This is a genomic window from Burkholderia contaminans (genome assembly GCF_029633825.1).
Classification (GTDB): domain Bacteria; phylum Pseudomonadota; class Gammaproteobacteria; order Burkholderiales; family Burkholderiaceae; genus Burkholderia; species Burkholderia contaminans.
On record NZ_CP090640.1, the window covers coordinates 760,517 to 772,903 of the forward strand.

Sequence of the window (12,387 nt, forward strand, 5' to 3'; positions counted from 1 at the left end):
CTGTTCTGCGCAATGCGACTTCTCTAAACGTGACTGTTGCCGCGCAAGCACGCCCGAGCGCGCCTTTTGCAGCCAAGACTCAAATTTTACGCGGGAAACCGGCCCGCCGGACGGTGATTCCTCGTCCGGCAACCGGGCGGCCGCGCGCCGCCGTTGCGGCATGCCGCAGCCGCTCCGCGAACGGAACCGGCTGCACGCTTGCCTGAGTGGGGGCCGGCGCTGGCCGGCTCGTTGGCGCGCCCGTCCCCTGCCCCAGGCGGGTTCCCCGAAAGGTCCCGTGCGGATGCCGGATCGGCGGGCTGCTCGATATGGTGTATACGGCGGCGGCCATGATATCACGCGTGCATGACGGTTCCGAGACGCCCGCCCGGTCGTGCGCCGCCAATCGCGGTGCGGCGATCGGTCGCGGCCGACCGTCGCGAAAACGCAACCTTACATTGTCCTGCAAGCATCAGACCCGTATTTCGCCGGTCGCGAGCCCGTCTTCCGGCGGCATGCCGGCGGCCGGTGCGCTGCCGCCGTCCGCCTGCGCAATCCAGCCGGCCAGCGTGTCGCGCTGCGCGCGCCCGTCGCGGTAGCCGAGCTCGATCAGTTCACGCGTAAATGCCTCCTCGAACAGCAGGTAGCTCGCGAACGACGCGCCGGCCGGCTGGCTGCCGCCGATCGCGCCGAGCAGCCCGCGCATCGTCGCCGGCATCTGCTTCAGGTGCTTCGCGGCGATCAGCTCGATGCGCTCGGACGGCGCGATCGCGAGCACGTCGACGTGCCGCCAGCCGCTGTCCACCTCGACCTGGTGCGGCAGGTGCTCGATCATCCGGTTGATGTGCTCGATGCGCTCGATATCCGAGCCGATCGAGTCGAGGAACACGCTCGCGAGCACCTGCTGGCCGATCTGCGCGAGCGTCGGGTAGCCGCGCACCAGCCCGTGGCCGTTCGCGGCCGGAATCTCGGGCCGCGGGTCGGCCGCACCGACCACGACGATCCGGTCCGCGCCGAAGTGAATGGCCGGCGACAGCGGCGCAATCTGCCGGATCGACCCGTCGCCGAAGTATTCGATCTGCCCGTCGAGCACGAGCGGCACGGCCGGGAACACGAACGGAATCGCCGACGACGCGAGCAGGTGCGACGCCGACAGGTCGACGAGCCGCGCGGTGCGCTGCGCGCGCCGCCACGCCTGAATCGGCTGCGCCGCCTGGTAGAACGTGAGGTGGCGGCCGCTCGAGTAGCTGAGCGCCGTCACCGCGAGCGCGTGCAGCAGGCGCGCCTCGAGCATCTGCTCGATCCGGTGGAAGCTCAGCTCGCGCTGCAACAGATGCGCGAGCGGCGCATTGTCGAGCAACCCGCGCGGCGAGCGGCGGGCCGCCCAGCCGAAGGTCATCGTCGCCAGCCAGCGTGCGCCGGCGGCCGCGATGCCGAGCCAGTCGGTGCGATACACGTAGTCGGCGCGCAACGGCTCCCAGAATTCGAGCAGGCGCCGCACGCCATGGGAAAAGTCGTCCGCGTGGCTCGCGATCGACGTCGCGTTGATCGCGCCGGCCGACGAGCCGCACACGACCGCGAACGGCAGCGTGTGCCGCAACGGATCGGCCTCGCGCGCGATCTCGGCCAGCGCTTTCAGCACGCCGACCTGATAGGCGGCGCGTGCGCCGCCTCCCATCAGAACGAGCGCGAGCCGCATGATCGACCTGCTACCTGCGCCGCGTCACGTCGAACGCTTCGGCGGACGGGTTTCGGGCGACGAAGCGGCAGCCGCACGCGCCGCGGCCGAGCCGGCCGAGCCGGCGGACTTCGCGCGCTTCGCGGCAGGCTTGCGCGGCGCGGCGGCGGCCGGTGCCGGCTTCGCGGCAGGCTCCGGCGAAGCGGCCGCGTCCGGCGGCGCATCGCCCGGCGCGGCCGGCTGCATGCCCGGCTGCGCCATCGCGAGGCTCGCGAGCTGGTTGAACTGCGACTGCAGCAGGTTCCACCAGCCCGACGGGTCGAAGGCCTGCTGCGCGGCGTCGCCCGCCGCCGCATCCGACGCGTCGGCTTCCGGTGCCGGCGATGCATCGCCCGACGCGTGTTTCGCCGCATGCGCGGCCGCGACGGCCGCTTCCTCGGCCGCCGACATCGAGCTCTGCGCGAACGCGCCGAACGCACGCAGCGTCGCGAGCGTCGCGCGCTGCACCTCGAGCGCCTGGATCGCCGACTGCAGCATCCCGAGATTGAGCTTCAGCCACTGCTCGACCGCGCGCAGATCGGTGATCCGCTTGTCGAGTTCCTCGACGCTCGTGAGCGGCGCCATCATGTCGGACATGCTCGACAGCGACGGCGGCAGCCCTTGCGTGGCGCCCGGGAACGACGTCATCCCGCCGAACGGCGACATCCGCATCATGTCCCACATCCGGTCCATCATGTCGGCGGGCTTGAAGCCGGCAAAGCCGGCGAAAGGGTTGGAGCCGGAGGCATCGGTCGTCATACGGGCATCCTGGTTGACTGGGTGAGAGCGAGGCGGCCGCCATGCGTCGCGCGAGCCGCGCCTGGATCGATCATAGCGCCGGCGCGTGTCAGAACGGCGCGTCGCCGGGGAATTCGGGCGGGCGGCGCTCGCGCAGCGAGCGGATGCCTTCCTGCACGTCGGGCCCGGAAAAGCCCATGAATTCGAGCGCCAGCGACGTATCGAAGGTCGGGCCGGCCGTGCGCAGCCAGTTGTTCAATGCGTACTTGGTCCAGCGGATCGCCGACTGCGAACCGTGCGCGAGCCGCTCGGCCACTTCGTAGGCCTTCGGCAGCAGGTCGGCCGGCTCGACCGCGAGCGACACCAGCCCGATCCGCTCGGCCTCCTCGCCGCTCACCGGCTCGCACAGCATCAGGTAGTACTTCGCCTTCGCCATCCCGCACAGCAGCGGCCACACGATCGCCGCGTGATCGCCGGCCGCGACGCCGAGCCGCGTGTGACCGTCGATGATGCGCGCATCCTTCGCGGCGATCGAGATGTCGGCGAGCAGCCCGGCGACGAGCCCCGCGCCGACGGCCGGGCCATGCATCGCCGAGACGATCGGCTTGCTGCAGTTGATCACGTTGTAGACGAGGTCGCGCGCCTCGCGCCATACGCGGGCACGCACGTCGAAGTCGTTCGCCATGTCCTCGACGAGCGCGAGGTCGCCGCCCGCCGAGAAGCCCTTGCCTTCGCCGCGGATCACCGCGACGCGCGTGTCGGGATCGCGGTCGACGTCGCGCCAGATGTCGGCGAGCTCGCGATGCATGCGCGCGTTCGCGGTCGCGAGGCCGCTTCGGTTCGCGCCCTCGCCGCTCATCACGATGTCGAGCACGCCGTGGTCACGGCGCGTCACCTTCAGTGCTTCGTAACCGCCGTACGCGGCGAGATCGGCCATGCGCTCCTCCTTGCTCGAGGTTCTCGAACCCCTGAATCGAGTGTAGCCAAGCCCGCGCGGGCAAACATCAGGCGAAACCCGGCGCGCGGGCCGGGCCCGGGTTTCGCGAAAGCGGCGCGCTGCGTGCTCCGCGTGACTTACGCCGCGCCGTCGGGCGGCGCGACCGACTGCTCGATCGCGCCGAAGATCGACTTGCCGGCCGTGTCGAACATCTCGATGCGCACGGTGTCGCCGTAGCGCATGAATTCCGTCTGCGGCGCGCCGTGCTCGATCGTCTCGAGGCAGCGCTTCTCGGCGATGCAGCAGTAGCCGCGCTTCGCGTCCTTGTTCGACACCGTGCCCGAGCCGACGATCGAGCCGGCGCGCAGGTTACGCGTCTTCGCCGCGTGCGCAATCAGCTGGCCGAAGTGGAACACCATGTCGGTGCCGGCATCGGGCTGGCCGACCTTCTTGCCGTTCCAGTGGACGATCATCGGCCGGTGCACGCGGCCTTCACGCCATTCGTCGCCGAGCTCGTCGGGCGTCACGGCGACCGGTGCGAACGCGGTGGCCGGCTTGCTCTGGAAGAAGCCGAAGCCCTTCGCGAGCTCGGCCGGAATCAGGTTGCGCAGCGACACGTCGTTCACCAGCGTCACGAGCCGCACGGCCTTCAGCGCTTCGTCGGGCGTCGCGCTCATCCGCACGTCGCCGGTGATCACCGCGACTTCCGCCTCGAAATCGATGCCCCATTCCTCGGACGGGCACACGACGTCGTCGCGGGCTCCGAGAAAATCGTCGCTGCCGCCCTGGTACATCAGCGGGTCGGTCCAGAATTCGGGCGGCATCTCGGCACCACGCGCGCGGCGCACGAGCTCGACGTGGTTCACATACGCGGAGCCGTCGGCCCACTGGAACGCGCGCGGCAGCGGCGCCATGCAGTTGGCCGGATCGAACGCGAACGCGTTGCGCGCGCGGCCGTGGTTCAGCGCGTCGTACAGGTCGCGCAGTTGCGGCGCGTAGAACGCCCAGTCGTCGAGGACGCGCTGCAGCGTCGGCGCGATCGCATCGGCGATCGCCGCGGTGTGCAGGTCGCGCGACACGACGATCAGCTGGCCGTCGCGCGTGCCGTCCTTCAGCGAAGCAAGTTTCATAAGGGGGACTCTGCCGTTGTAGTGACGATGGAGGGAATCTATTTTACGATGGTGAATCCCTGCGGCGCGCTGCGATTGTGCGCGCTGTTTTCTCCCCGATTCCTGCCGCCTTTTCGCGCACCTGCCGCCCATGCCCGCCAGCCCGCTTCCCGACGACGATCTCGCCGACTCCGACACCGACGACGCCGCTTCCGGCGAGCACGGCGAGAAGGTCCGTTCCGGCATCCAGTCGATCGAGGTCGGCTTCCGCCTGCTCGACGTGCTGACGAGCGAGCCGCGCGCGATGATGCTGCGCGACCTCGCGCAGCGCGCGGGCATGAGTCCTGCGAAGGCGCACCGTTACCTGGTCAGCTTCTCGCGGCTCGGCGTGGTGTCGCAGGACCCCGTCTCGGGCCGCTACGAGCTCGGCGGCTTCGCGCTGCAGATGGGGCTCGCGCGGCTTGCGCGCGTCGACGGCGTGAAGCTCGCGCGGATCGCACTGACCGAATTCCGCGACCGCCTCGACCAGACGGTCGGCATCGCGGTATGGGGCAACCAGGGGCCGACGATCGTGCACTGGATGGAATCGAGCCACCCGGCGAAGGCGTCGCTGAAGCTCGGCGACGTGATGCCGCTGCTCGGCTCCGCGACGGGGCTGCTGTTCGCCGCGTACCTGCCGCGCAGCAAGACCGCTGCGATGCTCGAGCGCGAACTCGCCGATACGCGCCGCTCGCCGCATCACGGCGGCCCGCGCACGCTCGACGAGGTCGACGCCGTGCTCGCCGACGTACGCCGGCACGAGGCCGCGCGCGTCGAGGGGATGCTGCTGCCGACGATCCACGCGTTCTGCATGCCCGTGTTCGATGCGGTCGGCGAACTCTCGCTCGCGATCGTCGCGCTCGGCCAGGAAGGCTCGTTCGACATCGCATGGGGCGGCGAGATCGACACCGCGCTGCGCGCCTGCGCGCAGAAACTGTCTTACGAACTCGGCTATAGTCCCGACGCACGCGACGCCTGACGCATCCGGCACCCGCCCCCCCGGCACCTGCCCGTCAAGCAGCGCGAACGCGCGGCGCATCCGACAGTCCGATTCCTGTGGCGCGCGCTGCGCCCCCGACGTCACGCGACGCCCCGATCCTGTTCCGATGCCCATGCAGCCTGCCGACACCCGCCCGAGTCACGCCTTGCCCCGCCACTGGCTGCGCGTGGGCATTGCGCTCGTCGTCGTGCTGGTGCTGCACGCGCTTGCCGCGTTCTGGCTGATGCGCAACCGCGATGCGTTCACGCCGCCCGCGCCCGCCGAAGTCCCCGTGCAGATCGAGCTGCTGAAACCGCAACCGATCGAGCGCCAGCCCGCGCCGCCTGCGCCGAAGCCGGTCGAGCGGCCGGCCGCGCCCGCCCCGGCTGCCCCGAAGGCAGCCGCACCGAAACCCGCGCCTGAGCCCGTCCTCACATCGACGCAGACGGACGAACACGGCGAGCCGCCGGCCGCCGCGTCCGCAGCGAGTGGCGTGCCTGCCGCATCGGGCGCGCATGCCGCGTCGGCTGCCGGTGCCGCCAGCGCCGCCACCACCGTGACTCCGGGCCCCGCGACGAACGGCGTGAAGTTCGCCGCGCCGCCGTCCGGCGACCTGCAGTACGACACGTTCTACAACGGCATGCAGAACATGATCGGCACGATCCACTGGCGCACCGACGGGCGCACCTACGACCTGTCGGTGTCGATGCCCGTGCCGTTCGTCGGCCCGTTCAACTACCGCAGCGAGGGCCGCATCGACGCGTTCGGCGTCGCGCCCGACCGCTACGTCGAGAAGCGCGGCAAGCGGCCGGAAGACATCGCGATCTTCAACCGCGAGATCCGGCAGGTCGTGTTCACGCGCACGCCGAACAACGCACCGCTGCCCGATGGCGTGCAGGATCGCTTCAGCATGCTGATGCAGCTGTCGGGGCTCGTGCGCGGCAATCCGTCTGCGTACAAGCCCGGTGTCACGCAGCAGTTCTTCGTGATCGACAACAACAGCGGCGAAACCTGGCCGATCACCGTGATCGGCGACGAGCAGGTGCAGACGCAGGCCGGCATCATCGGCGCGCGGCACTTCATGCGCCTGCCGCGGCGCGACGGCGACACGCGCCGCATCGACATGTGGCTCGCGCCGTCGCTCGGCTGGCTGCCCGCGCGGCTCGTGCAGACCGAACCGAACGGCGCGCAGATCGAGCTGTTGTGGCATGGCCGGCTCGCGGCGCCGGGCGCGCCGTCCGACGAAGCACCGGCAGGCGGCGCAACGCATGCGCCCGCCGGTACACCGGCGCCGGACGCATCGACCGCTCCCGCTGCGGAACCGGCACAACCCGCACCGCCGGCCACCGTGCAACCGCCGGCACAGCCGGCTGCACCGCCCGCGCCCTCGCCTGTCACATCGCCTGTCACATCGCCTGTCACACAGTGAACTCGCTCGCCAATGCGCGCGATTCGGCAATTTCGACCGATTACAGATTTCCGTGAAATGGCCGATGACACTCTTTAACAACTATTTCAGTCCACCGGCAGACAATGGGAAACGTTTCATAGACATCGGCTTCTAACCGATACACCCCACGCAAACGGGAACGGGGTGTGCAGCGCAAGCCCCTTGAAACCGGCAAGGCTCGCCCCACCTAGGGGACAACAAGGCCAGATGCCACTGCGAAGAGGAGTGCCGCCATGCAAATGATCTACAACAGCCCCAACTACTGCGTCGTCGAATTCGCGCCGCAGGCCGGCCACCACCTGATGAATGCCGGCGGATATGAAATCGTCGACAAGAACGCGCAGCGCGAAATCTTCATCGACGGCGAACTTGCCGAACGATTCCGCGCGCACGTGAAGCAGTTGATCGAGGATGAACCGTCGCTCGATGAGGTCGACGAATTCCTCGGACAATTCGACAGCCTGATGATGATGCCCGTCGTGCTGCACTGACGACCCGCGGCCCGGCGCTTCGTGCGGCCGGGCCATTCGCCGCGCATCGACGCGGCGCTGCGAGCACTCCGATCCTGCCCCCGCCCGGTTCGCCGGCGGGGGTTTTCATTTGGCGGCCCGGCCGGCGCGGCGCAAGGCGGGCGGCGCCCATGCGCACCGGCTACAATGACGGTTTTCCCGTCTTCGCCGGTCTCTCGCCCATGTCTGCGACTCCTCTCGCCGCTTCCGTCCCGCTCGACGCGCCCTACACGCGCGGCGCCGCGCTGCCCGCGCTGCTCAAATCGCGCATCCTGATCCTCGACGGCGCGATGGGCACGATGATCCAGCGCTACAAGCTCGACGAAGCCGCGTATCGCGGAGAGCGCTTCAAGGATTTCCCGCGCGACATCAAGGGCAACAACGAGCTGCTGTCGATCACGCAGCCGCAGATCATCCGCGAGATCCACGACCAGTACTTCGCGGCCGGCGCCGACATCGTCGAGACCAACACGTTCGGTGCGACGACCGTCGCGCAGGCCGACTACGAGATGGAAGATCTCGTCGTCGAGATGAACATCGAATCGGCGAAGCTCGCGCGCGAAGCGGCCGAGAAATACGCGACGCCGGAAAAACCGCGCTTCGTCGCGGGCGCGATCGGGCCGACGCCGAAGACCGCCAGCATCTCGCCGGACGTCAACGACCCGGGCGCACGCAACGTCACGTTCGACGAACTGCGCGCGTCGTACTACCAGCAGGCGAAGGCGCTGCTCGACGGCGGCGTCGACCTGTTCCTCGTCGAGACGATCTTCGACACGCTGAACGCAAAGGCCGCGCTGTTCGCGCTCGACGAACTGTTCGAGGACACCGGCGAGCGCCTGCCGATCATGATCTCGGGCACCGTCACCGATGCGTCGGGCCGGATCCTGTCGGGCCAGACGGTCGAGGCGTTCTGGAATTCGCTGCGCCATGCGAAGCCGCTCACGTTCGGCCTGAACTGCGCGCTCGGCGCGGCGCTGATGCGCCCGTACATCGCCGAGCTCGCGAAGCTGTGCGACACCTACGTGTCGTGCTATCCGAACGCGGGCCTGCCGAACCCGATGGCCGAGACGGGCTTCGACGAGACGCCGGACGTCACGTCGGGCCTCCTGAAGGAATTCGCGCAAGCCGGGCTCGTGAACCTCGCGGGCGGCTGCTGCGGCACGACGCCCGAACACATCGCCGAGATCGCGAAGGCGCTCGCCGACGTGAAGCCGCGCCGCTGGCCGAACCAGTACAGCGACAACGCCTGACCCGACCGCCCCACGTCCTTCATCACCAGAATTCGCACCGCCATGACCGATCACATGATGCGCCTCGCCGGCCTCGAGCCGTTCAACGTCACGTCCGGAACGCTCTTCATCAACGTCGGTGAACGCACCAACGTCACCGGCTCGAAGGCGTTCGCACGCATGATCCTCAACGGCCAGTTCGACGAGGCGCTCGCGGTCGCGCGCCAGCAGGTCGAGAACGGCGCGCAGGTGATCGACATCAACATGGACGAGGCGATGCTCGATTCGAAGGCGGCGATGGTGCGCTTCCTGAACCTGATCGCGTCGGAGCCGGACATCGCGCGCGTGCCGATCATGATCGACTCGTCGAAGTGGGAAGTGATCGAGGCGGGCCTGAAGTGCGTGCAGGGCAAGGCGATCGTGAACTCGATCTCGCTGAAGGAAGGCGAGGACGCGTTCCGCCACCACGCGCACCTGATCCGCCGCTACGGCGCGGCGGCCGTCGTGATGGCGTTCGACGAAACCGGCCAGGCCGACACCTACGAGCGCAAGATCGAGATCTGCACGCGCTCGTACAACTTCCTCGTGAACGAAGTCGGCTTCCCGCCGGAAGACATCATCTTCGACCCGAACATCTTCGCGGTCGCGACGGGCATCGAGGAGCACAACAACTACGCGGTCGACTTCATCGAGGCGACGCGCTGGATCAAGCAGAACCTGCCGTACGCGAAGGTGAGCGGCGGCGTGTCGAACGTGTCGTTCTCGTTCCGCGGCAACGACCCGGTGCGCGAGGCGATCCACACCGTGTTCCTGTACCACGCGATCCAGGCGGGGATGGACATGGGCATCGTCAACGCGGGCCAGCTCGGCGTGTACGCCGACCTCGACCCGGAGCTGCGCGAGCGCGTCGAGGACGTGATCCTGAACCGCCGCGACGATTCGACCGACCGGCTGCTCGAGATCGCCGACAAGTTCAAGGCGGGCGGCGCGAAGAAGGAAGAGAACCTCGAGTGGCGCAACCAGCCGGTCGAGAAGCGGCTCTCGCATGCGCTGGTGCACGGCATCACGAACTTCATCGTCGAGGATACCGAGGAAGTGCGCGCGAAGATCGCCGCGGCCGGCGGCCGCCCGATCAACGTGATCGAAGGGCCGCTGATGGACGGGATGAACATCGTCGGCGACCTGTTCGGCCAGGGCAAGATGTTCCTGCCGCAGGTCGTGAAATCGGCGCGCGTGATGAAGCAGGCGGTTGCGCACCTGATTCCGTTCATCGAGGAAGAAAAGCGCCTGCTCGCGGAAGCGGGCGGCGACGTGCGTGCGAAGGGCAAGATCGTCATCGCGACCGTGAAGGGCGACGTTCACGACATCGGCAAGAACATCGTGTCGGTCGTGCTCCAGTGCAACAACTTCGAAGTCGTCAACATGGGCGTGATGGTCCCGTGCAACGAGATCCTCGCGAAGGCGAAGGTCGAGGGCGCAGACATCATCGGGCTGTCGGGCCTCATCACGCCGAGCCTCGAGGAAATGGCGTACGTCGCGTCCGAAATGCAGCGCGACGACTACTTCCGCGTGAAGAAGATCCCGCTCCTGATCGGCGGCGCGACAACCTCGCGCGTGCACACGGCCGTGAAGATCGCGCCGCACTACGAAGGCCCGGTGGTCTACGTGCCGGACGCGTCGCGCTCGGTGTCGGTCGCCTCCAGCCTGCTGTCCGACGAAGGCGCGACGAAGTACCTCGACGAGCTGAAGTCCGACTACGAACGCATCCGCGACCAGCACGCGAACCGCAAGGCGCAGCCGATGGTCACGCTCGCCGAAGCGCGCGCGAACAAGACCAAGGTCGACTGGGCGGGCTACCAGCCGGTGAAACCGAAGTTCATCGGCCGCCGCGTGTTCAAGAACTACGACCTGAACGAGCTCGCGCAGTACATCGACTGGGGCCCGTTCTTCCAGACCTGGGATCTCGCGGGCCCGTACCCGGCGATCCTGAACGACGAGATCGTCGGCGAATCGGCGCGGCGCGTGTTCTCCGACGCGAAATCGATGCTCGCGCGCCTGATCCAGGGCCGCTGGCTGACCGCGAGCGGCGTGATCTCGCTGCTGCCGGCGAACACCGTCAACGACGACGACATCGAGATCTACAGCGACGAGTCGCGCTCGGAGGTGCTGCTGACCTGGCGCAACCTGCGCCAGCAGAGCGTGCGCCCGGTGGTCGACGGCGTGATGCGGCCGAACCGCTCGCTCGCCGACTTCATCGCACCGAAGGAATCGGGCGTCGCCGACTACATCGGGATGTTCGCGGTGACGGCCGGCCTCGGCGTCGACGCGAAGGAAAAGCAGTTCGAAGCCGACCACGACGACTACAGCGCGATCATGCTGAAGGCGCTCGCCGACCGCTTCGCGGAAGCCTTCGCGGAAGCGATGCACGCGCGCGTGCGGCGCGAGCTGTGGGGCTACGCGAGCGGCGAGACGCTCGACAACGACGCGCTGATCGCCGAGAAGTACGCGGGCATCCGCCCGGCGCCCGGCTACCCGGCCTGCCCCGACCACCTGGTGAAGCGCGACATGTTCGACGTGCTGCGCGCGGACGAGATCGGCATGAGCGTGACCGACTCGCTGGCGATGCTGCCGGCCGCGAGCGTGTCGGGCTTCTATCTCGCGCATCCGGACAGCACGTATTTCTCGGTCGGCAAAATCGGGCAGGATCAGCTCGAGGACTATGCGCAACGCATGGCGCTGTCGCTCGACGACGCGCGCCGCGCGCTCGCGCCGCAGTTGTAATCGCACCGACTGCGGCGCCCCGCCGCGTCCATCGCCACGCGCCCCGATCCAGGGGCGCGTCGCACAACGCCGTGATTCATCAGGACACCTAATCTCAATAATCGAGATCGACGTCCCTGCAACGCCGAGCCTTCGGGCCAACGCGCGCGGGCGAGATGACGCACCCTTCTCCCTAAAATCATTCCCGCCATGTCGATCTTCGAGATCCGGATTACCGAAACGCCAGCGGACAGCGGGAGCTCGTTCCCGTCGACGATCTACCGCGGCGAGCGCTGGGATCTGAGCCATCTGCGTCCGTTGACGTTCACCTGCGACCTGGAAACCGGCTTCGACGTGACGGTTCTGGTCCTGTTCTCCTGTCACTGCTTCACACGCAGCTTCAAATGGGACGGACGCACCCGCGACGCCATTCCGGACGACGAGATCTACGACGACGGCCGCGAGACACGCGTGCTCTGCGCGGACCGGTACCGCGCGTCACGGCAGCTGCTGCGCGGCGTGATCGTCGGACTGGCGACGCGCCGGATCGTCGTCGCGGATGAACGGCAACCCAATTTCGTCACGGTGGAAACGGTCGCATCGGACGGCACGCAACGCGTGTATGCGGTGTTCTTCGAGGTTTCGAAAGACCGGATCAGGAAACGCCGGCTCATCCTGCGCGTGCAGTCGGCCTACATGCTGGATGGCGGCCTGAACCGGCGCCAGCGGGAAGCCCGGAAAGTCGCGTTGCGCACGTTGCTGCGCGCAAGCCTGGAAGGCCGCAAGATCCGGGCGTAGAAAAACCAACGGCCGCCTTTCGGCAGCCGTCGCATGCGGGATTCTCTTTCCGTCTCTCGACGAAGTACCCACTCCAGGTGGGGCCCGATCGCTCGGGCGGCGCTATGTTTTCGCACCCGCTTTCACATAGTCTTGCGTTGAAT

The 12,387-nt window shown here is 68.2% G+C and carries 10 protein-coding genes; 6 read left to right on the plus strand and 4 right to left on the minus strand.

The annotated features are described in order from the left end of the window. Nucleotides 1-451: 451 nt before the first annotated feature. The 4 genes from LXE91_RS03595 to LXE91_RS03610 all read right to left on the minus strand — a co-directional run bounded on the left by LXE91_RS03595 (nt 452) and on the right by LXE91_RS03610 (nt 4,501). Nucleotides 452-1,678: a patatin-like phospholipase family protein gene (locus tag LXE91_RS03595; RefSeq protein WP_039346338.1), complete on the minus strand. Its 1,227-nt coding sequence runs from the start codon at nt 1,676-1,678 to the stop codon at nt 452-454. Nucleotides 1,679-1,702: 24 nt separating this feature from the next. Next, nucleotides 1,703-2,455, minus strand: coding sequence for a PhaM family polyhydroxyalkanoate granule multifunctional regulatory protein (locus LXE91_RS03600; protein WP_039346342.1), 753 nt, complete (start codon nt 2,453-2,455; stop codon nt 1,703-1,705). A gap of 88 nt (nt 2,456-2,543) precedes the next feature. After that, nucleotides 2,544-3,371, minus strand: coding sequence for an enoyl-CoA hydratase/isomerase family protein (locus LXE91_RS03605; RefSeq protein ID WP_039346345.1), 828 nt, complete (start codon nt 3,369-3,371; stop codon nt 2,544-2,546). 137 nt (nt 3,372-3,508) lie between these two features. Next, nucleotides 3,509-4,501, minus strand: coding sequence for a fumarylacetoacetate hydrolase family protein (locus LXE91_RS03610; RefSeq protein ID WP_039346348.1), 993 nt, complete (start codon nt 4,499-4,501; stop codon nt 3,509-3,511). A 130-nt stretch (nt 4,502-4,631) separates the two neighbouring features. On the opposite strand from LXE91_RS03610, the gene LXE91_RS03615 reads away from it, so the two are divergent. The 6 genes from LXE91_RS03615 (at nt 4,632) to LXE91_RS03640 (ending at nt 12,244) form a co-directional block, all read left to right on the plus strand. Then, entirely contained in the window at nt 4,632-5,498 is an 867-nt protein-coding gene (locus LXE91_RS03615; RefSeq protein ID WP_039346350.1) for an IclR family transcriptional regulator, read from the plus strand. A gap of 127 nt (nt 5,499-5,625) precedes the next feature. Next, complete coding sequence (locus tag LXE91_RS03620; RefSeq protein ID WP_039346352.1) at nt 5,626-6,927, plus strand: DUF3108 domain-containing protein; 1,302 nt, start codon at nt 5,626-5,628, stop codon at nt 6,925-6,927. 254 nt (nt 6,928-7,181) lie between these two features. After that, nucleotides 7,182-7,439 carry a BTH_I0359 family protein gene (locus tag LXE91_RS03625; RefSeq protein ID WP_006477667.1) on the plus strand — a complete coding sequence of 86 codons (258 nt, stop codon included), beginning with the start codon at nt 7,182-7,184 and terminating at the stop codon, nt 7,437-7,439. A gap of 200 nt (nt 7,440-7,639) precedes the next feature. Continuing rightward, nucleotides 7,640-8,707, plus strand: a complete 1,068-nt coding sequence (locus tag LXE91_RS03630; protein WP_039346538.1) for a homocysteine S-methyltransferase family protein — start codon at nt 7,640-7,642, stop codon at nt 8,705-8,707. A gap of 42 nt (nt 8,708-8,749) precedes the next feature. Then, nucleotides 8,750-11,467: a methionine synthase gene (gene metH / locus LXE91_RS03635; RefSeq protein WP_039346353.1), complete on the plus strand. Its 2,718-nt coding sequence runs from the start codon at nt 8,750-8,752 to the stop codon at nt 11,465-11,467. Nucleotides 11,468-11,656: 189 nt separating this feature from the next. After that, nucleotides 11,657-12,244 carry a hypothetical protein gene (locus LXE91_RS03640; protein ID WP_039346355.1) on the plus strand — a complete coding sequence of 196 codons (588 nt, stop codon included), beginning with the start codon at nt 11,657-11,659 and terminating at the stop codon, nt 12,242-12,244. Nucleotides 12,245-12,387 lie beyond the last annotated feature (143 nt).